Source organism: Burkholderia sp. Bp8984 (assembly GCF_003853755.1).
In the GTDB taxonomy this organism is placed as follows: Bacteria; Pseudomonadota; Gammaproteobacteria; order Burkholderiales; family Burkholderiaceae; genus Burkholderia.
In genome coordinates this window covers 1-25,418 of sequence record NZ_QTQN01000025.1, presented here as the reverse complement: position 1 = coordinate 25,418, position 25,418 = coordinate 1, and the positions used below count along the sequence as shown (strand labels likewise).

Here is a 25,418-nt window from a genome sequence, read left to right as displayed (position 1 = left end):
CCTCTACCATGCCCCTTGTCCAAAGCGTCCGCCGAGCGACGCTCCGTCATTTGAACTGCTGCCGCGCTTCGGCACGGCGATGTAGCCACCGGTGGCGAAGTGCGCACGGGACTGCGCGATCATCCAGAGGATGTGCAGCGCGGTCAGCCCGTCGAAGTGGTGATTGCCCTGCGGCTCCGGCCATTCGTCCAGCTCGGCCAGTAGCGTCGTCAATCCGCTGTTAAACAGAATCGACGGCGCAACGCGATCGGTGACATACGGCTCCAGCGAATCGATGCGCAGCTCGGGCGCGACGGTGGCTGTTACGCCGACGAGCGGCAGCGGCACACCGGCACGCAGCGCAGCCTTGATCAGGTCTTGCCGCGCCCATTCGTACGCGTTGTTGTTCTCGAAGCCGAACGCCAGGCAGTTGTATTCGCGCTGTACCTTGATGAGGTCGGATTCCAGTTTCGACGGCACGCGGCGTTTGATCTCGGCATAGACGACATGGAGCTTTCGGCTCGGCACGTCCAGGCCGCCAACCAGGATCGCGGACGGGTCGGACTTTTCGCCTCGGCCCATCGACGGATCGCATGCGCCGAACATCAGCCACGACTGCAGGCGCTGCACCCAAAACGTGATGTGCCCGAACACCTTGTCGTCCTCGGTGCGCGGGTCGCCCTGCATCTCGGTCGCGAACGCGCGCGGCGACTTCGCGCGCTGGCGCATCAGATAGAACAGCGTACGCACGGACGGCCACGACGTGACCGCGCCTGCGTCCATCGCTGCCTGGTTGGCGACGTAGAACTTGTATGACGGCAGGTCGACGTCGGCGATCGCTTCGCCGCGAGCGGCGGCAGCTTCGATCGCGGGCTTGTCGTCGTTCAGCATCAGCGCTTCGCACTGTTCCCACAGATTCATGTTCGTCGGCATCTGCGCGATCGCGCGGAAGTGATGGACGATATGCCCGATCGTGCGCTTCGCACGCGAGATCGGATCATCCTTGTCCAGCACCGTGCCGACGCCGATGTATTTCACGCTGCCGTCGGGTGGGCCGAGGTAGTCGATCGCTTTTTCCAACCATGTCCATCGGTTCTGTCGCTCGGTCGGACTCTTGGCCTCGGCGTCGGTGATCAGATCGTCGCCCATCAGAACCTTGGGGCGGCTCGCGCCGTGGAACGTACCGCGAATCGCCTGCTCGGCACCGAACGGCTCGACCTTGACGCCGTTCTTCGTGATGAACTCGCCGACCTTCCACATCGGACCCTTGCCGCACACTTCCGGGAAGTCGAGCTGGAGCGAAGCGTTGGCGGTCAGCTCCGTTTTAACGACTTCAAGCAGCTTCGTCGGGAGCGACGTCTCGGCACCGAGCAGGATGACGTAGTCGAGGAATGACGGCAGCTCGCCGGTCCAGCCGACTTCTCGCCGGACTTCCTCGCGCTGCAGGAGACCTTGCACGATGATGTAGACGGGGCCGATCTTCGTGCACATGGACGACTTCGCCTCGCCCCGTGGCGCGACCCACCATTCGCGCGAGCCGCCGGCCTGGCGCAGCAGCTTCGGGAATCGGCTGCAGAAGTGCGCCTGGAACATCGACGGCGTGCCGCGAATATGGTGCGGGAAGTATGTATACGCGAAGAACTGATAGTCGCCGTCGACGAGCACGCGCCGACGGCGTTCCAGACGCGCGGCCGGCGACGGATCGAGGCCCGTTGCATGGGCCTCGATGTCGCGCCGCAGCTCGGCCTGCAGCTCTGCGATTTCCTTGTGGAAATCCTTTTCGGTGAACTTCTGGACCATGTCAGTCCGCCTTCGCGTCGAGCAGCGCCTGATGGACCTTGTACACGTCGACGCCGTCATACAGATTGTGCGTCACGTAGACGAGGCTTCCGGTGACCAGCTCGACAACGAGGCGCGTATCGCGTTCACGGTGTTCGATTTTCGAGAAGGCGACATGAGCGGGATTCACCGCGTCGTCGCGGGTCAGTTTGATCATCATGTCATCACCTCAACTGTAGGCGGTGGCCAGCTCGTCGCCGAACGGGCCGAGGACATCGGCGAACGCACCGACGTGTTCCGGGTAGCGATCCTTGATGAACGTGGCCAGGCGCTGCACGACGCCCATCGCGATCGCCAGCTCGTTCGTCTCGGGCAGCACGCGCTTGGACGCATTGATCGTTTTGTTGTACGCGTCGGCGAGGCTGGCCAGCATCGCGACCTTGTCGGCCGGCTTCATCTCGGCGCTGTCCAGCTCGTCCATCGTCGCCTGGTATTGCGTGACCATTCCGGCCAGCATCTGACGGGCTGCACCTTCGATGCCGCCGCCCGCGAGCAGCTGTGCCGCCTGGGCCTTCTCCCAGTCGTCGCCCGCCGCACGCGCGTCATCCTTCCAGCGTCGTGCGGTGGAATAGTTGACGCCGCTCTTCATGGCGGCGACTTCGAGCGATAGGCGGTCGAACACGAATGCCCGACGAACCTTATCGCGAACTTCCTTCGAGTAGGCCATGCGCGTTACAGACCGAGTTTCGCGCGGGCGAACGAGATACCCATCGCGACAATGCCGCCCGCGACGGCACCGGCACCGGCGCCGGCCGCAGCGCCATACTTGATTGCGCGCTTTTCGACCTTGGCCATCTGGTCTTTCAGCTCGTCGACCCCGGCGTCGATCTTCCGCAGCATCTGCATTTCCGGGCTATCGCCCGTATTGACGTCGCTCATTGCTTGTCCTGTTTTTTGTCCAGCTTGTTGTTGATGTCGGTCAACTTCTGGTCGATACCTCGCAGACCGTCTCGGAATTCGTCACGCACTTCGCGGTGCTCGGAACGGGGAACGTAGTCGCGTGCCATCATTTCGCGCACCGCTGCGATCGCCTTCTGGAACTCGCTGTCACGGGTCTCGTTCGCCTTCAGCTTTTCTTGCACGCTGCGAATCCATGACATGCCGAACAGTTGGACTACGCCGATCAGCAACGTGAATACACCGATCAGGATTGCCGCCGGGTCGAGCGTTACTTGCATGCATGCCTCCGGTTCAGTACCTGCTCACGCCGCTCCTGGCATTCGATGCAGAAGCGACATACCGGTACCGCGCGACGACGCTCGTCAGGAATCGGCTCGCCGCATGCCTCGTTCTGGCAGAACGCCGCGGACTCGCCGGCACTACGCGCGTGCCGTGTTGCGGATGCGATCGCGAGCGCGCGATACTGCTCTTCGATTTCGCTCGCGTGGTCAAAGTCGTCCATCTATTGCTGGTCCTCTTGTTCGGGAACGGCTGCCTTCACGGCTTTCAGTTTCGATTCGGTGCTTCGGCTGCGGGCAGCGTAGTCGGTGAACCAGTCGAGGACGTCCTGCTGTGATACCCCGGAGTCAGTGGCGGCATCGGGGCCGGCAATTCCAGCAACGCCGCCGGAATCGGTGCTTGCCTGCAGGGCACCGTCAGCGGAATCGGAGATACCGGCTGCTGCGTTCCACAGGCGCACAAAGCCGCGAGTGAACACGCACCGATTAACCGTAACGACAGACGGCTGAGACGCCGAAGGTGACGGCGCGGAAATATGAGGTTGAGCGACGGCATCGATATGCTCCTTCAGATTGCCGATTTGAGTCGTGGTCGCGCCCTGGTCGGCGAGGAATTGAACCTCGGCGTGCTGACCGCGCAGCACGTTGTCGGCGTACTTCCCGAACGCCTGACTCGCGGCGGCAGCGGCGTCGCCGCCTTGCTTCGCCTTGTAGTCGGAGAGCGCCTGATTGCCTTTTGCTTCGGCGACGTTGTAACCGTGCTGGTACGTGGCAGCGAACGCGAAGGCGATCAGCGCTGCGGCGGCGATTGCCGCGACGACCTTCGCGTACTTACTGATCATTTCCACTGGATGCCTCCTTGGGCGGGCGACCGCGCCACGCTCCGATCGCCTGGATGACTGCGGAATAGCCACCGACGCAGCCGAGATAGATGAGCCAGGTATCGAACGTGAGCTGGTTCCGGTACCCCTGGTAGATGAACATGCCGGTTGCGACGGCGGACGCGATGTTCGGCCAGAGCTTCGCGTGCGACAGCTTGCCGTCGTGGCCGGTGAAGAGATCGCAGAAGTGCATCGATTCGGACCCTGGGTTAGGAGATCGCGACCGTGCCGCCCGCTGCCTTGTATGCGGCGACGAGCATCGCGATATCGTTCTGGTGCTGGCCGTAGTCGTTTCCGGGCAGCGACGCCCAGATGTTCGAGCACGCTTTGATTGCGGCCGCGATCTGCCCGGAAGCGATCAGTGGGAGCGCGCGGCGTTCGCGAATCTGTTGGATTGCGATCAGGTCTTGCGACGCCGGACTGAAGTCACGCAGGTTGAGCTGCTTTGCATACGGTGCGAAATAGCGGGACAGTAGCTGGTAGCGACCAGCCGCTGTGGAGTTCGTTTCCGCGTTGTAGACGTTGGGATGGGTGGCGTACGAATTGAACGTCAGCAGCCGAGCGGGCACGACGTACCGGACACCTGCGCTGTTCTTCTTCGCGATCGGCCCGTGGGAGCCAACCAATACGTTGTAGCCATCGTCACTGTTCTGGCGCGTCCATGCGTCGATCTCGCTCGTAGCGAGCATGTCGAGGAAAGCGAGGACGTTCTTGCCGCCGGCCAGCTCTGCACTGATGCGTGCCATTTATCGTTCCCATACGTTACGTGTACGGGACGACTTTAATCAGCGGAATGGAGAAAAACAGGACGCGTCGCTGTCCCCCCGAATGGAGAAGCGACGCGTAGGTGGAGGTGTTTAGAACAGCGGGAACTGATTATCTGCGGTATCGCAGGTGTTGTCGACGGTGCCGAGAATTCGGCGGACCTGCCGGTCGGTCGTACCGAACTTCACTGCCAATTTGGCAATGGCGTAGTTGCTGCTGTGTTCCCGCGTGATGTGATCGAACTCGCGCCGCAGAGTGCGGAACGTGAGTTCCCGCTTTGCCTTCCAGCAGATAGGGATTTCGAGGTCTTCACCGCCGAATGCTTTGCACAGGTTCGTCGCAGCGTCTGGGCCGATGACTTCGGCCAACTCTTCGAAGCGCGCCTCGCCGTGGCGATTCTTGCGAAATGGGACCGGGAACTTCCGGCCGCCCATCTTTTCGACGAGCGTCAGGGTAGCGTCCATCCCGATCAGGCGAACAAGCGTCTTGGCAAGCGGCGGGAAGAGGTGCTGCACATCACGCAGATCGTCACTCATGCACGCTCCTTTCGGTTTGCGTCGATCTGCAGTGCGGCGATCAGCTTGCCAAGCATCTCGCCGTCGCAGAACTCGATCGCATCGACCTTGCAAATGCGGCTGACCATGCCGTCGAGATACGACCATGGCCGGCCAGCCGACGTGAGCAGCGCCTCGATCTTCTTCAGGCGCTGCTCGCGTGAGCCGCCGACGTTGGGGCGTCGACCGTTCGGGCGCTTCGGTTGAAATCCGCAGCGCTCGAAGTGCTTCAACAGCTTGTGTGCGCCTTCCGGCGTCAGGTCTTTGGCCGAGCTGACGCCGGCGACGCTGCGCAGCACCGTACGGTACTCGTCGTCGGTCATCGCCAGTTGCTGCTTCGCGATGTGAATCTTCGACAGCGTCGTTTTCGCGATCAGCATCACGACCTCCACCAGCGCCGCAGCTCGCGACGGCACAGGCAGACCAGGAACACGATGCCGACCACGATGATGATCACGTCAGACATTGGTGGCCTCCAGTGAGGTGACGTCGACGGACGTGTTGACCGCCACTCCGACTGAAACGAGCGTGACCGACTGACACACTCGCGCGAAGTGACGAAGCATAGTGCTCGGCGTGTTCCACGACGGCATGTAGTACGTTGACGTCTTGTCAAGGTTCGGAAAGTACTTCCGAGCGTTCCGCTTCCCGAACTGCTTTTCGAGCTTGGCTCGTTCGGACGGCTTGTATGCACTGAACTTCGCCGGCCGATAGAAGCGATGCTCGGGCGCGGCTTCCTTCAGGTAGTCACCCTTGAACCAGCCATTGACGTAGACCATGAGGTCGTATCGACGCGGCTTCGTCCGTTGCACCTGGATCGTGACGGTATTCCCATCACAGCGAAGCACAACGCAGCCAAACGGAAACGACAGCTCCGTGTCGATACGCTGAATATCTTCCTTCGACAGTTTCGACATATGGCCTCCCTAGATCGCGGCGAGGTCGAGGCTGATCGCCCGATAATCCTCGCTGTCCTCGATACGCTCATACAGACGGATGTAGGGCTTGCTGCCCGTGACGCGGATGCTGTCGACGATCGCGCGCATCGCCTTAGTCCACTTCGGGTCGTCGATCGCCAGGCGGCGCAGCGCGAGAATGCGGCCGGTGTTCACATTGCCTTCCTTGTCGACCTGGAACGCTTCGTTGATCAACACCTTGACCTTGTCGTTGCTGCCTTCGGTCCATTCACGCAGGCATTCGTCGATCAGCTCTTTCGCGGCCTGCAGGCGCTCGTCGAACTGCAGGTGTTCCGCGATCTGCCGAACAATCTTGTACTGACCGTTGAACGTGATCAGGGAAATGTTTCCCTTCGCGCCACCGACCTTGACGCCGTACTGTTCGTTGCTGGCTTCGATGAACGCCGCGATGTCGCCGAACGCTCGTGCCTTGAAGTCGGCCATCGCCGCCTGCAGGCGCTTCGCTTCGTCGACCAGCGACGTGATCGTCTGGTCGCGCAGCTGGTCGATCGGCGCGACCAGCGATTCCGGAACGAGACGGCCGCGTGCGTCTTTCACGTAGCCGGCCGGGATGTGCTGTTCAGTCATGGATTTTTCCTTCCTTCGAAAACGAGTTCATTTCTTTCGTGATGCGCCGCAGTTCGGATAGGCTTTGCGCGACGCCTTCCGTAACCTGACGCGGGCCGGTCTGTTGTGCCCCGGCGAGAACGTCGGCGATGTCCGGCGGAGGTGAGGCGCGCGCTTCGGGCGTGCCGAGTCCGGAGTGCCCCTGACGTTGTCGCTCCGTGTGCGATTCGTCTCGAGACTCGGCCTTGTCTGCAAAGCCAGCGAGCACTTCCAACAGATACCCGTGGCTCTTCAGCGGCAGCTTCAATCGGCCCTGGTCACGCTGCGACAGCATTTGCTCGAAGCCCTGCCGCCAGTAATCGATCGGGCATGCCCAGGTGCGGCCGTTCCGTTCGATCTGCGCCGAACGGATCATCGGAGCCAGCTCGTTGACCAGAGCCGCGATGCGGGTGTGACTCATCTGACTCTTGGCCGGCGCGAACAGACCGATGTAACGCAGCAGTGGTTTGACGAACGACTCGCCAGCGGGATGTGCGTCGATAATCGCGTTGAGAGCTTCACGCGGTGCGTCATCAGCAAACACCACGTCGAGGCTCATTACCGCGCGGCAATTCGGGCAGCAGATTTGCGGGAGCGGCATCAGTGCACCTTGGTCTTGTCGCCGTCTTTCACCACGACGTGCCGTTCGCAGAACGACGCGATCGCATGCGACACAGCATCGCGATCGCCCCTGACGTAAGCGACGACGATCTTCGACACCTCGGCCGTCATGGATTTCAGTACGTCTTCGAGCGCGGCGAGCTGCGTCGAGACTCGAATGCCGGCCCGATTCATGACGTCGACGGTCGTGCGCAGTTCGTCGACGGTTTTCATGGCCCACGGATCGTGCGCGCCGGCGTTGTATGGCGGCACTTCTTCCTTTCCGGACTCACCGTGTGCGGTCTCCATCCACTCCTGCAGCTGCCGGCATTCCCTCGACTCCCGAACCTCTTCCAGCGACTGGCGCAGACGCGGACTGGCTTCGAGCTGTGCTTCGAGAATCGCCGCGACACCGCGAAAGTCGCCCACGATGTGCTGGAGCAGCACGCGATTGATCAATCCAACGCAGTCGCGACCGACCCTGTCGCGCTCCTCGATCGCCCCCCAGTACGCGAGCAGGTCGGAATTCGCCCGGTGCAGCTCCTGGCGCAGTTCAGCAACACTGTCGAACGCGTCGGGGTTCGCGATGGTCGGGCCTTGGCTGATATTGATCGTCATGCCTGGCTCCCCGCGATGGCTTCGATGTTGATGCAGTCGACGAACGCCAGGAGACGAGCGGTTTCCTCGCGCGTCAGGTCGATCGTTTTCCGGCCCTTCGTGATCGTCAGGCGTCCCGCTGTCGAGAACCCACATACGAACCCATCGGGCGCGACGGGCAAATGCGCTACTTTTCGCACCGCTTTTGTCACGGTCTGATTCGTGCCGTCGAACTCCTTCACCAGCTCGGGACTCGCGTAGTACAGGTTGATCGGCGACGAGCCGTCCATGGGCTTCTTTTCGCAACGCACGCGGCCGTCGCTAATGTACGTATGGATACGCGGCTGGATGTCCTTCGCGTCGAGATCGAGCATGTCGCCGAGCTGCGCACCGGAAAATCCAGGGTTGTCGATGATGGCCTGCAGAATCCGCTTTACCGTTGCCATAATGGCTCCTTTGTTACGTGTTTAAAAAGGACTACTTATCTAATGACGTGTATCGATGGGCTACGACAGACCGTTTCCGTCTAGTGACCGTGTTCGGTCCAGAGGACGCGGATTTCGCCGACCTTGAACTGACCCGTGCGATAGCGGCTGTTGCCCTCGATGCCGGTTCGGTAGTAGGTCGCTTCGCCGGCCTCGACCATTCGGGCGCACTCGGCGCACGTCTGAATCTGGATGGTCGGCTTCGAGCCATTCGAGAACTCGATGCCGATGACCACGAACCCGCGCTCAGCCAGGGTTTCGATCGTCGAGGCGATGCGCAGCGCGGCGAGCTGCATGATCTGGTTAATGTTGACCGTGCCGTGCGCGGATACTTTGGCGAGGGATTGCGGGTTCACTTCGACTCTCCTTTAACGGGGCGCAGCGGGCAGTTGCGGCACGTGCGCCAGTGGCTCAGTTCCATCGGGTTGTTGATCGGTGCGCGGCGATTGGCGAAGGACACGCATACCGTCAGCGAGATCAGCTGCCCGGTATGCGTGCACTGCACCTGGCCAAACGTCTTCAAGACGCGGGCTGCGACGCGATCGGTTTTCCCTGGGTATTTGCCCGACAGCACAAGCGAAACGGTCGTTCGCGAGACGTCGAGCAGCTTGGCCACGTCGGTTTGCGACGTCGCGGCCACGGCCTCACGAAGCATGGCGAGCCAATCCGGATCAGCATGCGTCATGGTCCGGCTCCTCTTGCCACACGATCTTCCCGAGGTTCGGGTCGTAGACTGACTTCGTGCGCTGGATCATCGGCGGGCGCGGACCGGTGTACTTCGCCGTGATCAGGCGATACCGCGCCTGCTTTGCACCCTTGCCTCGGATGTACGAGTGCCCAGGATCGACCAGCGTCAGATAGCCGGCGTGCGACAGGCATTTGACGTAGGACTGCGCCGTTGAATCGCTGATTGCCACCTCGGGCGTCGACGCACGCATCGCCAGCTCGCGAGGCGTGAAGTCACCCATGACGCGCATCGTGCGCCACATGTTTTCGTTGCCGCGCGACTGCGTCACTGGCTTTCCGTCGCGGTCGAGGCGTGGAGCTTCGACGCCGACGTCTCGGGTGAGGCGATAGTGCTTCCGTTCGTTGATTGCCTTGCGTTCGCCTACGGCTTCGACGAAGCCACCGAGTTCGAGCGTCTGCAGGTACGTATGAACGGTCGCCTTGTCGACGTCAGCAGCGCGGACGATGGTGTGCGGCGTGAAGTCATCGCGCTGGCTTCGGATTGCTTCCCACACGCGTTGGCGCGGCCCTTTGCCGCCGGTTAGTTCGAGGTGGGCGGGCTTTCTAGGCATGGTCAAACCCTCCCGTAACGCCAGCGAGGAATGCAAGGATTGCGACGTGAAACAGCGCCCAGGCGGCAAGCGCCGTCCAGGTGAGTAGTTCGATCCAGTCGCGGGCGACCATGCAGCCCACGAGCAGGATGGCCACGGCGGCCCCGGATACGATCATGATCAGCAGATGGATGCGCTCGGCCGCGTGCGCCATCTGCGGTGTGGTGACGGTGTTGTGTTCATGCATATCGATCACCTCACGCACGACGCTTCGGTGCTTCACCGGTGTACAGCTCGCGCTTGCCCCATTGCGCGAGGTCCATCGCATCCTTACCGGCCATCAGCGCTTCTTCCTGGATACGTTCGAGGTTGACGCAGACGCGGCGGACCGAGCCGTGCGATAGCTCGACCAGGCGCGCCAGCAGATCGTCTGCGACCTTCACGTGACGGCAATAGAGTTCGGCGAGCTGGCGCGCGTCGGCGGTCGTGACAGGCTGCGCCGGAACCCATGCCAGGACGCGGCCGTGCATGCGCTCCCAGCGCTTCAGCTTTGCCGGCAGTGCTTCTTCGCCGATCATCAGGATCGGTGCCTGGCTGGACTCGTACAGATCGCGGACCAGCTCGACTGCATTGCGGTCGACCAGGTGATCCATTTCGTCGATTATCAGCGGCCGGCCGCTCGCCGCGAGTTCTTCCGCGACCTGGTCGGCCATTTCCGGGATCGTGCCGGCCGGCTTGATTCCCATCTCGAAGAGGATCGCCTTCAAGAAGTGCTTCTTCGTCCACACCGATTTCGCCTGCACGTAGCGCGCGCGGCGGGCGTTCGCGACGGCGAGTGCAGCCATGCTCTTACCGTAGCCGGACGGGCCGTAGAAGCACACCAGTCCGGGCAGATTCGCGCTGCGTGCGATCGCGCGTTCGATGGCGATATCGCACAGGTTTAGGTTGGTGATCTGAGCGATGCCGCCGGCTACCGGTTTGAGCGTGGTTTCGTGTTGTGTCATGATTGGTCCTGTTGTTGTTACTGCTGGCTGGCGAGCTGCCACTCTTCAGCCTGTTCCGCGCGGCGCTTTTGCGCCGCGAACTCTTTGGTCAGCGGGTACGTGCCGTACCACCGCAGTTCTTCCTGATCGGGTACACCTCCGGTATCGATGTGTTGATGTAAGGCTTGCCACCGGGCAAACCGCTGTTCAGCCGTTTCCGGCAGTTCGAAAATTTCAGCCGTGGCCGGTGCTGGCTCGCTGGCGGGGATGGGCGTTGCGGCGACTTCGATCACCGGCTCGGCGTCGACGAAGCGTCGATTCAGCGCGTCGCGCGTGATGTCGCCGAAGCCGGGGATCGTGATGACCTCGGGGGTGTCGAGCGTCAGCGCCGGCTGCCCCATGCGCTCGGCTTCGACTTCGTTGAGCTTCACCTGCAGGCGCTGCGCACGGGCGTCCGCGCGCTTCTCGCGGGCCTGCTCGACATACGACATCGGCATGTAGTGAGCCGTGTTCGCGCCGGCCTCCGCCTTGCAGATGAACCGACCCGTCGCGCCTTCGTAGACCCACACGAACTTCGCGTCGTGGATGTCATAGGCGACGTGGACCGTCTCCCCGTGAAACTCTTCGAGCAGACCGCTGAAGTAGTGGTTGTTCAGCAGACGGACTTCGCCGCGCTGGACCGTACGCTCGACGCGCGGGCGGAATACGCGGTCCGCTTCGTCAGCCGTGAGCGTCACCGGTTGCCAGCCCTTCGCCTGGAATGCGGCGAACGCTTCATCCGGCGACATGTGACGACGGCGACCATTCGCCGGATCGTTCGTCATCGGCAACGAGCGGTGGGGCCGAGCGTTGTACGCGTCGATCTGGTCATTGCAGAACTGCATGAACGCGTCCCATCCCATCAAGGGCATCGCTCCGCCGTTCTTGACCGCGCTGCGCGTGACCTTGAAGTGCGCGAGCTTCGCTTCGCGATCCATCGGCGCGCCCATGTAACTGTTGAGCGTCTTGGCTCCCGTCACCCACAGGGTTTGGTGCAGACGCTCGATCACGCCGCGCGCCTGGGAGTTGTAGGGGAGCGAATGCGAGACTTCGAAGCCGAGCTGGCCCATGATGCCGGTGCCCTCGGCCTGCAGCATCGCGTTGGCATAGCCCGATCCGCGGTCGACGTAGAAGATGGCGAGGACGCCATTGCGCGTCGAGGCATGGCGCAGCGCGTCGATGACCGCTATCGCCGATTCCGCCAGGCCGATCGAGAAGCCGACTGCGCGACGCGTCGCAATGTCGACGATCGTCGTGATCTCGGGACGGAACGGCCGGCCGTGCAGCGGATGCTGGACCTCGGCGTCGAACGTATGGCCGTCCGCGCTCCAGACGTCGTTCGGCAGCAGCTGGTCGAACGCGCGGCGAATGAACGGCCGGATGGTCTTCAACTCGCGCGCACCCATCCGGCCCGCCTCGACGGCGACCCGGCCCATCTTGCCGAGGAAACGGCGGACCTGGTGAATCGTCGGAAACTCCCAATCGCGATCGCGCATGCGGTAGGCGGTCTCGAACTCACGATAGGCAAGCTCGACGGACGGCTTCTGCGGCTGCTGATAGAAGCCGAGGAATGCCTTCGCCCATGCCGGCACCGTGATGTCCGGTTGCGGCACTTTGGGCGCCAGCGTGCCGCTCTTGGCCTGGCCGAGATACCGCTTCAGCGTACGGATGCTCGGGAAGCCGTCACCCTTGCGCCCGCGCTCGTCGCGAGCCGCGCGCAGCATCATGACGAGGTGATCATCCAACGTGCCGGCCTTGGCCTGCGTCAGCAACGTCGTCATTGCCGCTTCGCGCGAGACGTGGCACTGCGCCATGATCCGATCCAGCCACTTCAGGATGCCCTGGCGAGCGTCCGCGCGCAGACGCTGCGCGTCGGTTTCGACGAGTTGCAATTGCTGCACCGGATCGACCACGGCCGTTACTTCAGCCACGGCTCCGACAAACTTCACCGCCGCCTTTCGCCGAATCTCGGCCATCACGTTTGAGGGCGGCTCGAACTCGCGTCGGGTGCCACCGATGCCCTTCACTTCGGAGTAGCGCCATGCCTCTCGATCTGCACGCGCCAACAGAGCCGCCTTGGATGTCGGTAGCGCTTCGAGACGCATCGCCAAAAGTTCTGACGAGCTGTATCGCTCTTTTACGATGAGGCTCATTTTGTGATCCGCTTGATTCGGTGCATGAGCTGGCCCACCAGCTTCTCGTCCATCTGGCCTTCGATCGCCTTTTGTTTCGCCTTGATGTGGCGGTCGAGAACTGCCATAGCCCCGAATTCGGCGCAGAGTGCTTCATCGGCCGTAAGCACACGGCGACCGACGTGATGAGCCATCCAATCGAGCGGACTGTAGTCGTCGCAAACCATCATCAGCGCCAACAGCGCATCGACCGGGATTCGCCGATCGAACTGGCTTGGAGCTGCCCACTGATCCAGTTGGGCTTTGGTGATTTGTCGGGCAAGCAGTTCGCCCATGTGGTCGGCGATACGGTCTCGCGACAGCCCCTTAGTGTTCGCCTTGTCCATTACGTCGACGAGGGTCCGGCGGATCGCCGCGTCGAGAGGGTTCTCGCCGGCGACTGCGACGGTGCCATGAGGTGTTTCGACGGCGAATACCTCGAAATTCAGCGCCATCTGCGTGCTGGCCACTTCAGCCTGGCCTCGAGACGTTTTCCGTTTAGTCATGGTGGTAGCCATACAGATCTAGACACTCACCTGGTCGGTGTAAGTGTTCAGTTGCGTTAAACTGAAGGGCGTAGAACTACGCTTGCCCGTTACTGTTTACCGGTGTCGTGGCCCCGATATACTTGTCACGGTAGCGGGGCCGGATTCGGCGTCCCTCCGGGGTCCAGCGATCGGGCCAGAGTTCGTGGGCAGGCAGCTGCACGAAGGTGCTGATCGCAATTTCCCCCGAAAGGACGGGGCGCGTCAGAGCATTGCGGACGTTCGATTCCGGGATTCCAAAGGCGCGCGCGACACCCGACATCGTTTGGCCCTTTTTCTCAATAAGTGCCTTGATGTCGGCGCGGTGCATCCCCGAAGGTTTGGCGGTTGGCATGGTTTGACTCCAAGAAAAACGCCGGTCTAAGACCGGTTTTTATTCGGTCCGGTAATCCCGAATGTCAGTTTTAACGGAGTCTAAGTGTATTGAAGTGGCAAGTCAACAGATCACTTGCAGGTTTACACTTCTGTGCAGCTCCATGTCGCCTATCTGTGCCTTGCTGTGATTGCAAGGCTTTGATTCATATAGACAAATAGAAAAGTGCATCGCCAATTTGAAGTGTTTTGCTGGCGATACACTTAGGCGCTAGGGAGTGTTCAGTGAAGCGACTATACGCAGCCAGTGAACTGGCGAAGATGGGGCTGCCCGGCCTTCCGGGGACGAAGGCCGCGATCATGGCGAAGGCAGATCGCGAGGGCTGGCGCTATGAAGAGCGGTCAGGACGAGGCGGGATGCACCGCGCCTACGAGGTGCCGGCGCGGTATTGGGTCGAAGCTGGCGGGATTGACCAGGAGGTGGATGCCCCTCGGTTGAATGAGGTGGCAGGCCAGAAGGCGAAGCGTTATCTCACGCAGAATCGTATGACGGATTCTGAAATCGTCGAGCAGATCGCGCTTGGAGTGGAAAATTGGATAAAAAACAATGGGTTAACTGACAACCCGGAAAAGAAGGCGGCACTTGTGGCGCTGTTGTTCAGCTATTTCCGTGAGGAGGGAGGCGTTACCACGGAGAAGCTGGAAGAGATGCTTAAAAAGGTGGCCTAGAATTTACCTAAATATGCATAACGTATCTGACAATTTCATGTAGCGTATCTAACGGCGGCCTTTCTGGCTGCCCGCGCATCGCCGGAGGGGGCCGTTCTGGCGACGTGGTAAATCGCTACGGGATCAAGATGAAGGTAGACCAATCTGAAGAAAAAAGCGTTCAACACAGCGCACTTGCCGAATTGATTGAACAGTTTTTACCGAAGTACCTCAACACGGGGGCCCAGCTGGGCAAGCCGCACGCGAGAGAGCCGTCCTCGCCGATCAAGGTTGTGCCCTGGCATGACCGGCCGGCGGCGAATGCGCCAATCATGCGGCCTCCTGATACTCGCTTGACACTAGCTCACGTATTGCGCACATCAGTGACAAAAACTGCGCAAAACCTGCTCGGTTTGAGCGCGTTTTTTGCGAAATTTTTTTCGCTTAGTTCACTGGTGCGAACGGCCGGAGAGCCTTTATTCGCTTGGCTTTCCGGCCTTTTTTTGTTCATTGAGTCTCAGTGTCAATTCGAACACCCCCCCACAGCGTGTCGACGACGATGTCGCTTGCCGATACCTAATCGCCGTTGAAGTTCATCCGCACACATACCCAGACTTTTTCACCTCATGGACTCGTTGGGGGCCGCGTGAAATCCAAGGCCGCGCTCGGGATGCAGGACAATCAAAGGTTAGCATTACTGAGAACTGTTCTGTCATTACTCGTGTAAACGGACAAACTTCGCCGAACCGCGCAGACGCTGGTGCGCAAGCGATTGCGATTCGCTACTCGAGTTGGTGAATCCGGTTGAATGTTGGTTTTTTTGATCACGTCAGCGGCGATCCGTCAGAGGCTCGTTCAGAGCAGTACGGCACCTCATGCCGACACTGGCTGATATGTCAAGTAGCGCACCTTGCGCGAGCGACCGTTGATGTTGACCGCGACAACCGATTCGGTGTTCCACGACGTGGCTCGACGATACAAAGCAGTTCTTGGGTCAGAATTCCAGCGTCGACGTCCGAAGCGCGTGCGGTGTCAGGGTCTTGATGCGTATGACGATCTGTCGATTATTGTCGAGGCATGAAACTATCGAGATTTAAATTTCTCGATCTGAAAATATAATAAAATTGACGGGTTTATGCCTTGTTTGCGACATGACCGTGAGATATGCTTGCGGGCAATTTATTTTTCGATCAAAAAATAAATTCGTTCCGCTAAAATTAATGGCCGCGAGATTATTCATGGAAGGGTTGGATCTTGAAGTTTTGAGTGAAATTTTCTCATGCCGAACTCGGGAAGAATGGGAGAGGTGCCTTATTTCCATTGTTCGAGACTTCGGATTCGACATGGTGCTTTTCGGGATAAAAAAGGCTGGGTCCGAGCCGCTATCTTCAGCGTTGATTCTTACAAATTACCCGGATTCGTGGTGGGATCGTTATCAAAGTGAAGGGTTTTATTCTGTTGATCCGGTCGTTCGTCATTGTCTGGTCAATAAATCTCCGATAGTCTGGCCAGATGTCGGCGCTTCGCGAAGTGTTCGTGATTCGGAGTTTTATGAGGAAGCGGGGGGGTACGGCCTGCGCAGTGGAATATCGTATCCGATTCATGGTCCGGAAGGCCGATTTGGCATTCTGAGTTTGGTCGGAAAGGATTCGGAAAAAGTAGACAACGAATGCCTTCACATGCGCGCAGCGCTTTCATTGTTGCGCGATTTTGCCTATGAATCTTCGCTGGAATTCCTTCCGGCCGGCATGGAGCCGGCTGCGCCAATAAGTTTGACGGCGAGAGAGCTGGAGTGCCTCAAGTGGATCGGGATCGGAAAAACCTCATGGGAGGTTTCGCGCATCCTCTCGTGCTCCGAAGCGACCGTTAATTTCCATATCGCAAACTTGATGAAGAAGATGTGTGTTCGCACGCGTCAGCAGGCGGTCGTTCACGGCATCAAGTTCGGAATGATTTTGCCCAATTGAACCTATCGTCTCGTGGAGTTTCGGCCGGCGTCCCGGCTAGTCAATGGCTCCCGCTTTCCGTAGCTTGAGCAGGATCATGTCCACCGCTTGATCGACGGAGTGCGACATCGTATCGATCAGTACATCCGGATCGAGCGGTGCTTCATAGGGGGAGTCAATTCCGGTGAAGCCGCTCAGTTCGCCGCGGCGCGCGCGTTTGTAGAGTCCCTTGGGATCCCTCTTCTCCGCAATATCGACTGGCGTGTTCACGTATATTTCGAAGAATTCATTGTCCTCGAACATAGCGCGAACCATTTCCCGTTCCGCCCGAAACGGCGAGATGAAGGCGCAAGATACGAGCAGCCCAGCATCGACCATCAATTTTGCGACTTCCGCCGCACGGCGTACATTCTCTGTCCGGTCTGTCGCCGAAAACCCAAGATCGCGATTGAGGCCAAGTCTCAGATTGTCGCCGTCAAGAAGGTATGTGTGGTATCCGAGCATGTGCAAGCGCTGATCGAGTCTGGTCGCGATGGTGGTTTTTCCGGACGCGGAAAGTCCTGTCAGCCAGATCGCGCAGGATCGCTGGCGCTTGGTTGCACGACGCGCCTGCTTGTCGACAAGCAACGTCTGCGGGAAGACGTTCGGCGCTTCGTGTAAGCACACATCGGCGGTCGGCAGGCCCAGGGCGTGGTCGGTCGCTTGATCAGTCACAATTGAATTCCTTGTCATGCATGCTCTGCCATCGATCACGAAGAAAAAAGACGAAAATCGCAGATGGCATTTCGAAGACAATTTTCCCTTTTTGGCGAAGCAGGTATGGACTACTCTGCGGCGCGCGATTTTTACAGTGTCGGCACACGATTTGTGCGCAATCGACACACCGCGTATTGAGTAGATCTTGCAATCATTCGCGACGTCTATCCGTGAAGAAGGTGCCTCCAGCATAGCTACCGGGGCAGTCGCGTAGTGCTTCGTCGAAGACAAGCGAATCGGATCGCAATATTGCTGTCGTGGCGAGGCGTGATGGACAGGAATATGCGAGGGCAGTAACCGCAACTCATCGTCGACGGGACCGGCGCGGCGGCGTCAGCCGCAATAACGTCACCGCATTGCGCGACGTCACATTGTCATGCGCGGCTCGATTATCGCCAGAAGCGAGTCCGGGTAGCTACCTATAAGATTTGATAGGTTCAAGCAGACAAATACGATGCTCTAATACGCAACCAGACCAATCGAGCGTCGGCGGTATTGGCGCGCGGTTGTCGTCAGCCGCTGCTGAAAATTCTCCGCATCAAGGATTTTCGCTTTTTGTGTTGGGCGTGTGTCGGGGAATCGGCCTGGCCCATCTAGGCGATCAAAACCAGACCGAGTACTTCAATGAAAACCTTTGCAGATATCCTGGCGCTTCGCGCTGACCAGGCGACGGATAGTATTGCTTATCGTTTTTGGGGTGGTACGGACTCTGGTGTCGATCAACTGACATATGGGGAACTGTACGCGCGATCGAGGGAAATGGCCGATCATTTGCGGGCGGTGTGCGAACCCGGCGGCCGCGTATTGATCATGCTGCCTCCCGGTCTTTCGTATCTCGTTGCGCTGTTCGGATGCTTCATCGCGGGCGTGGTCGCCGTGCCGCTTTATGCGGCGACGAGTCGCCGCCGGATCGGACGGCTGTCCGACATCATCATCGACGCGGGCGCGTCAGTGATTGTCAGCGACAAGACAAACGTCGATCGCATCAGGACACAAATCCAGAGCCAGCATGAGGATCAGGCATTTCGGTGGATCGTCATCGACGGCGCGGACGGCGTGGGCGGAGCGGACGACGACAGCGCGGTTTCCGCTGCGGCCGGGCCCGACGATCTCGCGCTCTTGCAATACACGTCTGGTTCGACGGGCAACCCGAAGGGCGTAATGCTCAGTCATGCCAACCTCGTCGCCAATTCAGCGCTCATCGCCCAAGCGTTCGGCTGCGACCGGAACAGCCGCGGCGTGATCTGGCTGCCGCCCTATCACGACATGGGGCTCGTCGGCGGGCTGATGCAGCCGCTATATACGGGGTTCGAATGCACGCTTCTGTCACCGGAAACGTTTCTGCGTCGACCGGCGACGTGGCTTAGGGCAATTTCCATGTTCGGAGCGACGCATAGCGGCGGCCCGAACTTCGCTTACGAATTGTGCACGGAACGGGTAACGGACGACGAGATAAGGGAACTGGATCTCGGTGCGTGGCGGGTCGCGTTCAATGGCGCGGAAACGGTTCGCCCGGGGACGCTCGAACGTTTTGCCGCGAAATTCGCGCGAGCCGGCTTCCGTACGTCGTCGTTCCTGCCTTGCTACGGGCTGGCGGAAGCGACGCTGATCGTCACCGGCGGGCCTGCGGAGCGGGAGCCCGCCGTGATGTGTGTGGACGGCGAGCATCTTTCGACGACGGGGCGTGTCGATCTCGTTTCCCCTGAGTTGGAGGGAGGCACGGCTCAGCGCGCGATGCGCCGTCTGGTTGGCTCGGGCCGGCTGCTGCCGGGCGCAACGGTCGTTATCGCCGACGACGATGGTATCGAACGCGGCGAGTTCGAGGTGGGCGAGATCCATGTCGCGGGCGCAAGCATCGCGTCGGGATACTGGCACGGAGAGGGGCGCGAAGATCTTCAGCGGCCGTTCCGTCGCACTTTCGCAACCTGGCCGGGGCAGCATTTCCTGGCGACGGGCGATCTTGGCTTTTTCGCAAACGGGGAACTCTTCATCACCGGGCGCAAGAAGGACCTGATCGTCATCCGTGGACGAAACGTCTTTCCGGAAGATCTGGAGGCGACGGTTGCATCGAGTGCCGACGCGTTGCGCGTGCAACCCAGTGCTGCATTTCTTGCAGGGGATGAGGACGAGCGCCTGGTGATCGTCGTCGAACTCGACGGAAGATACAAGGCCGATCCGGCTCAATTGCGCCCGTTGCTGATGGACGCGCTGGGCCGCGAGCATGGCGTGCAACCGGACGCCCTGGTTTTCGTGCGTCAAGGGACGCTGCCGCTTACCTCCAGCGGGAAAGTGCAGCGCTGGGCATGCCGGAAGCTTTACGAGGCCGACGAACTGATCGCGTTGGTCGAGCGGGTTCGGGGTGAGGCGGTGCCACGCGCCGAGGGAACGGCTGCGCCGCAGCCGGAAGTGGCGGGTCACGACGCAGCCTCGAGCGAGCTGATCGCATTGATCACCGAGATTGGCGACCTGCACGGTACGCCGATCCATGCGGACAGCTCGATCACGTCGCTCGGCTTCGATTCGCTCAAAGTGCTGCAGTTGTCCAGCTGGCTGGAGGAGCGCTATGGCGTCAGTCCGGGCATGTCGGAGCTGCTCGACGACTGCACGGTCGGCGACCTGCTTGGGATGGTCGAACGGGCTTCGCATCAGGGCCGGCCGCACGTCCAATCGCCCCTTCCGCATGCGTCGCGCGGGTCGTCGTCAGCGTTCCCGTTGTCGCCCGCGCAGCAGAGCCTGTGGTTCCTGCACACGCTGTCGCCCGATAGTTCGGCTTATAACGTGTCGCTTGCCTTCCTGTTGTCGGGTGCATTGTCGATGCCTCGTCTGCAGATGGCGCTAGATCGGATCGTTGCGCGTCACACGACGCTGCGCACCGTCTACCGTGTCGAGGACGAGCAGGTCTGCCAGACGGTGCTCGACGAGGCGCCGGCCGAGATGCGCGTGGTGGACGCGAGCGGCTGGCACGCGGACGAACTCGAGGGGGCCGCGTCGGCGGAAGCGGCAGGGCCGTTCAATCTGCGCGATGGTCCGTTGTTCCGATTGACTGCTTACGTCAACTATACCGGCGCACTGCCCGCGGGCGACGTCTCTTCCGGCGCCAGCACCGTATTGCAAATCGCCGTGCATCACATCGCAGTCGATTTCTGGTCGCTGGTCGTCCTGGTGAAGGAACTGTCGCATCTGTACGACGCGCTTTCGAACGAGAGCGAGATCCGCTTGCCGGCATTGGAAACGAGCTATGCCGACTATGCGTCGGTGCGTGCGCATGCGCTTCGCGAAGGTGCGGCGGCAAGCCGCGCGTACTGGCGCGAGCGCTTCTCGGATCTGCCGCCGCAACTGGACTTCCCGACGGACGGCCCACGCCCGCGCGTCCAGAACTACGTTGGCGAAGCGCTGCCGTTCCGATTCCCGGCGGCGCTGTCGGCTCGCCTGAAGGCGCTCGCGGACAGTGAGGGCGTGACGTTGCATGTGCTGTTGCTGTCGGCCTTTCAACTGCTGCTGCACCGCTACACCGGGCAAACCGATCTGACGATCGGGGTGCCCTATGCCGGTCGCCCGAAGACCGAGCTGCACAATTTGATCGGCTATTTCGTCAACCCGATTCCCGTGCGCAGCACGATCGAACCGGACGCAAGCTTTGCGGAGCACCTTGCGCGGTCGAAGCGCGCCTTTCTGCGCGATCTGGCGCATGCGGATTATCCGTTCGCGGAAATCGTATCCGACGTGATCGGCCGTCGTGACCCGAGCATTCACCCGCTTTACCAGGTGATGTTCGTGTTCCAGCAGTCGCATTTGAATGACGACCGGGACATCGCGGCGCTCGTGCTGGGCGAGGCGGGCGTGGAGTTTCATGGCCAGTATCTGAGGTTCGAGTCCTATCCTATCCGGCAGCGCATGTCGGCTTTCGATTTCCACGTATCGATGGCGCAATGCGGCGATACCCTGATCGGCTCGGTCCAGTACAACACCGGTTTGTTCGATCGTGCTTCGATCGAGCGGTTGATCGCGTCCTTCGAGCATGTGCTCGATGCGGTTTCGATCGACCGGAATCAAGCGATTGCCGACGTGCCGCTGCTCGATGAGGCGCAAGCGGCGGAAGTCATCGGGCTGGGGCATCCGGCCATGTCGCGGCGCATCGAGGACGTGACGATCACCGAACTGTTCGACCGCGCGTCCTCGCGGTATCCGGACAGGCTTGCCATCAGGCACCATGGCGAATCATTGCGTTACGCCGAACTGAAACACCGGTCGGAGCGACTGGCGGCCTTCCTGGCCGGACGCGGCGCGGCCGATGGGCGGCCGATCGGCATCGTGATGGAGCGTTCGATCGACAGTGTGGTCGCGATGCTTGCCGTGCTGAAGGCCGGATGTCCGTATCTGCTGTTCGATGTCCATCACCCGTTCGAGCGGCATCTCGCGATCGCGCGCGACGCATCGGTTCATATGCTGCTCTGTACCGAAGCGCATCTCGACCGTACCGAAGCGTTGATGTGGTCGTGCAAGAGCGTCACCTCGATGCTGTGCCTCGATCGCGACAGCACGCGGCCGTTCGAGGTTTCTTACGAGGCGGCCGCGGACCGCGATCTGTGGGATTACGTGGCGCAGGAAGCATCCGACGACATCCAGGCGTCCGGGTGGATGAACAGCTATACCGGCGAGTATTTCTCGCGGGAAGAAATGGGCGAGTATGTCGAAAACACACTCGCGAAACTGCGTCCGTACCTGTCGTCGTCCAGTCGCGTACTCGAAATCGGATGCGGCTCCGGGCTGACCATGTTCGCGGTTGCGCCGTCGGTGGCCTTTTATTTCGGCACCGACCTGTCGCCGGACATCATCGAGAAGGATCGATGCATCGCACGAGAGCGCGGCCTTCACAACATCACGCTGGCGGCGATGCCGGCGCACGAAGTGGGCGGGATCGAAGCAGGACCCTTCGACGTGATCGTCCTGAACAGCGTCGTGCAACTCTTCTCGTCGCACCAGTACCTGAGATCGGTGTTGGCGTCGTGCGCCCGCCTGCTGGCGGACGGCGGGACGATTTTCATCGGCGACGTGATGGATTCGCGCACCAAGGACAGCCTGCTTGAATCGCTTATCGAGTTCAGGCAGACCCATCCGGACACGCAGTTCCGGACGAAGCTGAACTGGGACCGGGAACTGTTCCTGTCGCCCGACGTATTCGTGGGGGCGCTGGAGGAGCTCGGTTTCGACGTGGTGGCAAACGAAAGCGCGAAGCTCGGCCTGATCGACAACGAGCTGAAGCGCTACCGTTTCGACATCGCCCTGCAGATCGTACCCGCGACGAGGTCGAACACCGCTTTCGCGCGTCACCGGGGCGCACGCTTCTGGCGCGACGATGTCGAGCGTGGTGCGGAGACGTTCTCGACACATTCGCAACGCACCGACGCGCCGGCCTATATCTGTTACACGTCCGGTACCACCGGCACGCCGAAAGGCATCGTTGTGCGGCATCGCGGAGTTGTTCGACTGGTGTGCGACAGCGACTATGTCGGCATTGCGCCCGAAGATCATGTCGCACATCTATCCAATCTTGCGTTCGACGCCGCCACGTTCGAGGTGTGGGGCGCGCTGCTGAACGGCGCGTCGTTGCATGTCTTCGATCGTTACGAGGTGCTGGATCTGTACGCATTCCTCCGGAAGCTGAACGATTCCGGTGTCAGCGTTGCCTTCGTTACCACACCGCTGTTCCATCAGGCGATCCATGTCGATCCGAAGGGCTTCGCGGGGGTGTCGTCGTTGCTCGTCGGCGGCGAGCCGATGAACCCGGCGCTCGTGGCGAAAGCGTTCGATGCGGGCGGGCCGCGACGGCTGCTGAATGTGTACGGTCCGACCGAGAACACGACGTTCTCGACCTGGCACGAAGTACGTGCCGATCGTCTTCACGAGATCGCGCGCCGCGGCACGATTCCGATCGGGCGGCCAATCAACGGAACGACGGCATACGTGCTGGACGAGCGGGGGCGGCCGGTACCCGTCGGCGTACCGGGGGAACTTCGGGTTGGCGGCGCGGGGCTCGCGCTCGAATACATCGGGCGCGACGCGCTGACTGCGGAGCGTTTTGCGATGTGCCGGCCGCTGGATGGCGGGCCGACGGAACGCTTGTATCGCACCGGGGACAAGGTACGCTGGAACCAGGCCGGGGAGATCGAGTTCCTCGGACGTTTCGACGCGCAGGTGAAGGTACGAGGCTTTCGCGTGGAGCCGGCGGAGATCGAAGTCGCGATCCAGCGCTTCCCGCACGTACGCGATGCCGTGGTCGCCGTCGAGTCCGGGGAAGGTTCGCCGGTCGAGTTGGTAGCCTACGTCGTCGCCGAGCCGGTGGGTGCGTCGGCAGTCGAAGCGCAATCGATGCGCGATTTCCTCGCAATCTCCCTGCCGGACTACATGATCCCGGCGCGGTTCGTCGCAGTCGACGCGATTCCGCTCACGCCGAGCGGAAAGCTTGATCGCCGTGCGTTGCGCGCCCTTGGGCGCGACTTGCAAGCAACGCGAGATCGGGTACCGCCCGCGACGGGCACCGAAAAAACCATTGCGAAGATCTGGAGCGACGTGCTGGGGATCACGTTGATCGGCCGCGGCGACAACTTCTTCGAAATGGGCGGACACTCGCTGATGGCGACCCAGGTGGTATCAAGGTTGCGCCAGGCGTTCGGCATCGATATTCCGTTGCGGGCAATGTTCGAGGAAAAGACGCTGGCCGATCTGGCCGCGTGCGTCGATCGGTTGACGGGAGATGGGATGTCGACGCGAGCTGACGGTGCCGATGCGCCACTGGAGCCGCGGCGAATCGGCTCCCATGAACGGGCACCGGCGTCGTTCGCGCAACAGAGGCTGTGGTTGCTCGACCAACTCTATCCGCAGGGCAACGCATACAACGTGCCGGTCGCGCTGCGGTTTTCCGGTGCACTCGACATCCAGGCACTGCGCGACGCGCTGTCGACTCTCATCGAGCGTCACGAGGCGTTGCGGACGGTCTTCGACGTCGTGGACGGCGTGCCGTTGCAGCGTATCGTTTCGGCTCAACGTGTTGCGCTGCCGGTCGAAACCCTCGATCACCTCTCGGTCGACGAACGACAGGCAACGCTCGACAAGCAGCTGGCCGACGAAGCAGCGATGCCGTTTACGCTCCGCGATGGTCCGCTGATCCGCTTCAGGCTGTACCGGCTCGCGGCCGACGCTCACGTACTGCAGTTGACGCTGCATCACATCGTGTCGGACGGCTGGTCGATGGGCGTTTTGCAGACCGAGCTGATGGCGTTGTATGCGAGCTTCGCGAGCGGCCAACCACATCAATTGCAGCCGCTGCCGATCCAGTATGCCGACTATGCGGTCTGGCAGCGCCAGCGTCTCGACGGCGAGCGCCTTGCCGCGTTGCGTCAGTATTGGAACGAAGCGCTGAGCGGCTATGCCGGCCAGCTGTCGCTGCCTTACGATCATCCGCGCACGGGGCAGATGCTCGGGCCGGGCGCACGCGTACCGATTTCGATCGACGCAGGTGATACCCGTCGTGTCACGGAGCTCGCGGCCCAGTTCGGCACGACACCATTCGTCATCCTGATGTCGGCATTCCTGGCCGTGCTCGCGCACTACACGCGACAGGACGATCTGTGTGTCGGCACGCCAGTCGCCGGCCGCGACGCGCGCGATCTCGAGAAGATGATCGGGTTCTTCGTCAATACGGTCGCGATTCGGGAGCACGTCGATCCGCAATTGTCGTTCGCCGCGTTCGTCGACCGGATGCGAAAGACGGTTGTCGACGCGTATTCGTATCAGGAGATGCCGTTCGAAAAGATCGTCGAGGCTTTCGGCGCGGCGGGCGGCACGACGAGCTCACCGATCTTCCAGGTGATGTTCGCGCTGCAGAATGCACCGGCACCCGAGCTCGAGTTCGACGGCTTGAGCGTGTCGTTGCAGGAACTGCCGTTGCAGACCGCGAAGTTTGACCTGTTCTTCAACCTGACGCAGGAGGGGGGGCGGCTGTCCGGTTACGTCGAATATCGTGCCGACGCTTTTCGAAGCGAGACGGTGGCGCGGCTTGCCGGCGCCTTCGTGCGCCAGCTTCGCGGATTCGCCGCCGACCCTGGCGCATCCCTTGGTGCGATGCGCACGATTTCGGACGACGACGTGGAATTGCTTCGGTCCTGGAACGATACGGCACGAGCGGTGGAGGTGGAATGCGTGCATCGTCGGATCGAGCGTCAGGCTGCGGAGCGGCCGGAG

The 25,418-nt window shown here is 61.1% G+C and carries 28 protein-coding genes; 3 read left to right on the top strand and 25 right to left on the bottom strand.

The features are described from left to right. Positions 1-3: 3 nt before the first annotated feature. The 24 genes from DID98_RS23805 to DID98_RS23690 form a co-directional block, all read right to left on the bottom strand. On the bottom strand, positions 4-1,779 hold the full coding sequence (locus DID98_RS23805; protein WP_124571545.1) for a hypothetical protein: 1,776 nt from the start codon (positions 1,777-1,779) through the stop codon (positions 4-6). A gap of 1 nt (position 1,780) precedes the next feature. Next, positions 1,781-1,978: a hypothetical protein gene (locus DID98_RS23800; RefSeq protein WP_124571544.1), complete on the bottom strand. Its 198-nt coding sequence runs from the start codon at positions 1,976-1,978 to the stop codon at positions 1,781-1,783. Between the two features lie 9 nt (positions 1,979-1,987). Beyond that, on the bottom strand, positions 1,988-2,485 hold the full coding sequence (locus tag DID98_RS23795) for a DUF1804 family protein (RefSeq protein ID WP_124571543.1): 498 nt from the start codon (positions 2,483-2,485) through the stop codon (positions 1,988-1,990). A 5-nt stretch (positions 2,486-2,490) separates the two neighbouring features. After that, on the bottom strand, positions 2,491-2,697 hold the full coding sequence (locus DID98_RS23790) for a hypothetical protein (protein ID WP_111311865.1): 207 nt from the start codon (positions 2,695-2,697) through the stop codon (positions 2,491-2,493). Next, positions 2,694-2,996: a hypothetical protein gene (locus DID98_RS23785; protein ID WP_176158689.1), complete on the bottom strand. Its 303-nt coding sequence runs from the start codon at positions 2,994-2,996 to the stop codon at positions 2,694-2,696. The genes DID98_RS23790 and DID98_RS23785 overlap by 4 nt, the downstream gene beginning before the upstream one ends. Further along, positions 2,987-3,220 (bottom strand): TraR/DksA C4-type zinc finger protein, encoded by a 234-nt coding sequence (locus DID98_RS23780; RefSeq protein WP_124571542.1) that lies wholly within the window; start codon positions 3,218-3,220, stop codon positions 2,987-2,989. The genes DID98_RS23785 and DID98_RS23780 overlap by 10 nt, the downstream gene beginning before the upstream one ends. Next, complete coding sequence (locus DID98_RS23775) at positions 3,221-3,838, bottom strand: hypothetical protein (RefSeq protein ID WP_124571597.1); 618 nt, start codon at positions 3,836-3,838, stop codon at positions 3,221-3,223. Next, entirely contained in the window at positions 3,828-4,070 is a 243-nt protein-coding gene (locus DID98_RS23770; RefSeq protein WP_124571541.1) for a hypothetical protein, read from the bottom strand. Before DID98_RS23770 ends, DID98_RS23775 begins: the two co-directional genes overlap by 11 nt. 16 nt (positions 4,071-4,086) lie before the next feature. Continuing rightward, positions 4,087-4,623, bottom strand: a complete 537-nt coding sequence (locus DID98_RS23765) for a glycoside hydrolase family 104 protein (RefSeq protein WP_124571540.1) — start codon at positions 4,621-4,623, stop codon at positions 4,087-4,089. 111 nt (positions 4,624-4,734) lie between these two features. After that, entirely contained in the window at positions 4,735-5,178 is a 444-nt protein-coding gene (locus DID98_RS23760) for a Mor transcription activator family protein (RefSeq protein ID WP_111311860.1), read from the bottom strand. Next, complete coding sequence (locus tag DID98_RS23755; protein ID WP_176158688.1) at positions 5,175-5,576, bottom strand: gp16 family protein; 402 nt, start codon at positions 5,574-5,576, stop codon at positions 5,175-5,177. Before DID98_RS23755 ends, DID98_RS23760 begins: the two co-directional genes overlap by 4 nt. A 78-nt stretch (positions 5,577-5,654) precedes the next feature. Then, positions 5,655-6,113, bottom strand: coding sequence for a hypothetical protein (locus DID98_RS23750; RefSeq protein ID WP_124571539.1), 459 nt, complete (start codon positions 6,111-6,113; stop codon positions 5,655-5,657). 9 nt (positions 6,114-6,122) lie between these two features. Further along, complete coding sequence (locus DID98_RS23745) at positions 6,123-6,740, bottom strand: DUF3164 family protein (protein ID WP_124571538.1); 618 nt, start codon at positions 6,738-6,740, stop codon at positions 6,123-6,125. Beyond that, positions 6,733-7,317: a hypothetical protein gene (locus DID98_RS23740; protein ID WP_124571537.1), complete on the bottom strand. Its 585-nt coding sequence runs from the start codon at positions 7,315-7,317 to the stop codon at positions 6,733-6,735. Before DID98_RS23740 ends, DID98_RS23745 begins: the two co-directional genes overlap by 8 nt. Before the next feature lie 41 nt (positions 7,318-7,358). Next, positions 7,359-7,976 carry a hypothetical protein gene (locus DID98_RS23735; protein ID WP_124571536.1) on the bottom strand — a complete coding sequence of 206 codons (618 nt, stop codon included), beginning with the start codon at positions 7,974-7,976 and terminating at the stop codon, positions 7,359-7,361. Further along, positions 7,973-8,401 carry a hypothetical protein gene (locus tag DID98_RS23730; protein WP_124571535.1) on the bottom strand — a complete coding sequence of 143 codons (429 nt, stop codon included), beginning with the start codon at positions 8,399-8,401 and terminating at the stop codon, positions 7,973-7,975. Before DID98_RS23730 ends, DID98_RS23735 begins: the two co-directional genes overlap by 4 nt. A gap of 80 nt (positions 8,402-8,481) precedes the next feature. Continuing rightward, entirely contained in the window at positions 8,482-8,796 is a 315-nt protein-coding gene (locus tag DID98_RS23725) for a hypothetical protein (protein WP_244143138.1), read from the bottom strand. Then, a complete protein-coding gene (locus tag DID98_RS23720) occupies positions 8,793-9,125 on the bottom strand; it encodes a LacI family DNA-binding transcriptional regulator (protein WP_124571534.1) in 333 nt (110 codons plus the stop codon). Before DID98_RS23720 ends, DID98_RS23725 begins: the two co-directional genes overlap by 4 nt. Beyond that, on the bottom strand, positions 9,112-9,738 hold the full coding sequence (locus DID98_RS23715) for a helix-turn-helix domain-containing protein (protein WP_124571533.1): 627 nt from the start codon (positions 9,736-9,738) through the stop codon (positions 9,112-9,114). The genes DID98_RS23720 and DID98_RS23715 overlap by 14 nt, the downstream gene beginning before the upstream one ends. Continuing rightward, positions 9,731-9,964 (bottom strand): hypothetical protein, encoded by a 234-nt coding sequence (locus DID98_RS23710; protein ID WP_124571532.1) that lies wholly within the window; start codon positions 9,962-9,964, stop codon positions 9,731-9,733. The genes DID98_RS23715 and DID98_RS23710 overlap by 8 nt, the downstream gene beginning before the upstream one ends. A gap of 10 nt (positions 9,965-9,974) precedes the next feature. Continuing rightward, positions 9,975-10,763: an AAA family ATPase gene (locus tag DID98_RS23705; protein ID WP_260428109.1), complete on the bottom strand. Its 789-nt coding sequence runs from the start codon at positions 10,761-10,763 to the stop codon at positions 9,975-9,977. After that, complete coding sequence (locus DID98_RS23700) at positions 10,739-12,892, bottom strand: Mu transposase C-terminal domain-containing protein (protein WP_208458958.1); 2,154 nt, start codon at positions 12,890-12,892, stop codon at positions 10,739-10,741. The genes DID98_RS23705 and DID98_RS23700 overlap by 25 nt, the downstream gene beginning before the upstream one ends. Beyond that, positions 12,889-13,428 carry a hypothetical protein gene (locus DID98_RS23695; protein ID WP_124571531.1) on the bottom strand — a complete coding sequence of 180 codons (540 nt, stop codon included), beginning with the start codon at positions 13,426-13,428 and terminating at the stop codon, positions 12,889-12,891. Before DID98_RS23695 ends, DID98_RS23700 begins: the two co-directional genes overlap by 4 nt. 64 nt (positions 13,429-13,492) lie before the next feature. Continuing rightward, positions 13,493-13,789 carry a helix-turn-helix domain-containing protein gene (locus DID98_RS23690; RefSeq protein WP_208458957.1) on the bottom strand — a complete coding sequence of 99 codons (297 nt, stop codon included), beginning with the start codon at positions 13,787-13,789 and terminating at the stop codon, positions 13,493-13,495. A 263-nt stretch (positions 13,790-14,052) separates the two neighbouring features. Here DID98_RS23690 and DID98_RS23685 point away from each other — a divergent pair, with 263 nt between their 5' ends. Together DID98_RS23685 and DID98_RS23680 are read left to right on the top strand one after the other, a co-directional pair. Next, positions 14,053-14,496, top strand: coding sequence for a DNA-binding protein (locus DID98_RS23685; protein ID WP_057928387.1), 444 nt, complete (start codon positions 14,053-14,055; stop codon positions 14,494-14,496). A gap of 1,217 nt (positions 14,497-15,713) precedes the next feature. Beyond that, complete coding sequence (locus DID98_RS23680) at positions 15,714-16,442, top strand: LuxR family transcriptional regulator (protein WP_185640888.1); 729 nt, start codon at positions 15,714-15,716, stop codon at positions 16,440-16,442. Positions 16,443-16,478: 36 nt separating this feature from the next. Here the strand turns inward: DID98_RS23680 and cysC are convergent, their stop codons facing one another. Next, entirely contained in the window at positions 16,479-17,135 is a 657-nt protein-coding gene (cysC, locus tag DID98_RS23675; protein ID WP_230949207.1) for an adenylyl-sulfate kinase, read from the bottom strand. 666 nt (positions 17,136-17,801) lie between these two features. Here cysC and DID98_RS23670 point away from each other — a divergent pair. After that, the coding region (locus DID98_RS23670; RefSeq protein ID WP_124571529.1) for a condensation domain-containing protein at positions 17,802-25,418 on the top strand (7,617 nt) is incomplete at its 3' end.

What these genes read in the sequence shown, in the direction of transcription:
- DID98_RS23805 (WP_124571545.1), bottom strand. Translation starts at nt 1,779, where the DNA reads ATGGTCCAGAAGTTCACCGAAAAGGATTTCCACAAGGAAATCGCAGAG.
- DID98_RS23800 (WP_124571544.1), bottom strand. Translation starts at nt 1,978, where the DNA reads ATGATGATCAAACTGACCCGCGACGACGCGGTGAATCCCGCTCATGTC.
- DID98_RS23795 (WP_124571543.1), bottom strand. Translation starts at nt 2,485, where the DNA reads ATGGCCTACTCGAAGGAAGTTCGCGATAAGGTTCGTCGGGCATTCGTG.
- DID98_RS23790 (WP_111311865.1), bottom strand. Translation starts at nt 2,697, where the DNA reads ATGAGCGACGTCAATACGGGCGATAGCCCGGAAATGCAGATGCTGCGG.
- DID98_RS23785 (WP_176158689.1), bottom strand. Translation starts at nt 2,996, where the DNA reads ATGCAAGTAACGCTCGACCCGGCGGCAATCCTGATCGGTGTATTCACG.
- DID98_RS23780 (WP_124571542.1), bottom strand. Translation starts at nt 3,220, where the DNA reads ATGGACGACTTTGACCACGCGAGCGAAATCGAAGAGCAGTATCGCGCG.
- DID98_RS23775 (WP_124571597.1), bottom strand. Translation starts at nt 3,838, where the DNA reads ATGATCAGTAAGTACGCGAAGGTCGTCGCGGCAATCGCCGCCGCAGCG.
- DID98_RS23770 (WP_124571541.1), bottom strand. Translation starts at nt 4,070, where the DNA reads ATGCACTTCTGCGATCTCTTCACCGGCCACGACGGCAAGCTGTCGCAC.
- DID98_RS23765 (WP_124571540.1), bottom strand. Translation starts at nt 4,623, where the DNA reads ATGGCACGCATCAGTGCAGAGCTGGCCGGCGGCAAGAACGTCCTCGCT.
- DID98_RS23760 (WP_111311860.1), bottom strand. Translation starts at nt 5,178, where the DNA reads ATGAGTGACGATCTGCGTGATGTGCAGCACCTCTTCCCGCCGCTTGCC.
- DID98_RS23755 (WP_176158688.1), bottom strand. Translation starts at nt 5,576, where the DNA reads ATGCTGATCGCGAAAACGACGCTGTCGAAGATTCACATCGCGAAGCAG.
- DID98_RS23750 (WP_124571539.1), bottom strand. Translation starts at nt 6,113, where the DNA reads ATGTCGAAACTGTCGAAGGAAGATATTCAGCGTATCGACACGGAGCTG.
- DID98_RS23745 (WP_124571538.1), bottom strand. Translation starts at nt 6,740, where the DNA reads ATGACTGAACAGCACATCCCGGCCGGCTACGTGAAAGACGCACGCGGC.
- DID98_RS23740 (WP_124571537.1), bottom strand. Translation starts at nt 7,317, where the DNA reads ATGAGCCTCGACGTGGTGTTTGCTGATGACGCACCGCGTGAAGCTCTC.
- DID98_RS23735 (WP_124571536.1), bottom strand. Translation starts at nt 7,976, where the DNA reads ATGACGATCAATATCAGCCAAGGCCCGACCATCGCGAACCCCGACGCG.
- DID98_RS23730 (WP_124571535.1), bottom strand. Translation starts at nt 8,401, where the DNA reads ATGGCAACGGTAAAGCGGATTCTGCAGGCCATCATCGACAACCCTGGA.
- DID98_RS23720 (WP_124571534.1), bottom strand. Translation starts at nt 9,125, where the DNA reads ATGACGCATGCTGATCCGGATTGGCTCGCCATGCTTCGTGAGGCCGTG.
- DID98_RS23715 (WP_124571533.1), bottom strand. Translation starts at nt 9,738, where the DNA reads ATGCCTAGAAAGCCCGCCCACCTCGAACTAACCGGCGGCAAAGGGCCG.
- DID98_RS23710 (WP_124571532.1), bottom strand. Translation starts at nt 9,964, where the DNA reads ATGCATGAACACAACACCGTCACCACACCGCAGATGGCGCACGCGGCC.
- DID98_RS23700 (WP_208458958.1), bottom strand. Translation starts at nt 12,892, where the DNA reads ATGAGCCTCATCGTAAAAGAGCGATACAGCTCGTCAGAACTTTTGGCG.
- DID98_RS23695 (WP_124571531.1), bottom strand. Translation starts at nt 13,428, where the DNA reads ATGGCTACCACCATGACTAAACGGAAAACGTCTCGAGGCCAGGCTGAA.
- DID98_RS23690 (WP_208458957.1), bottom strand. Translation starts at nt 13,789, where the DNA reads ATGCCAACCGCCAAACCTTCGGGGATGCACCGCGCCGACATCAAGGCA.
- DID98_RS23680 (WP_185640888.1), top strand. Translation starts at nt 15,714, where the DNA reads ATGGAAGGGTTGGATCTTGAAGTTTTGAGTGAAATTTTCTCATGCCGA.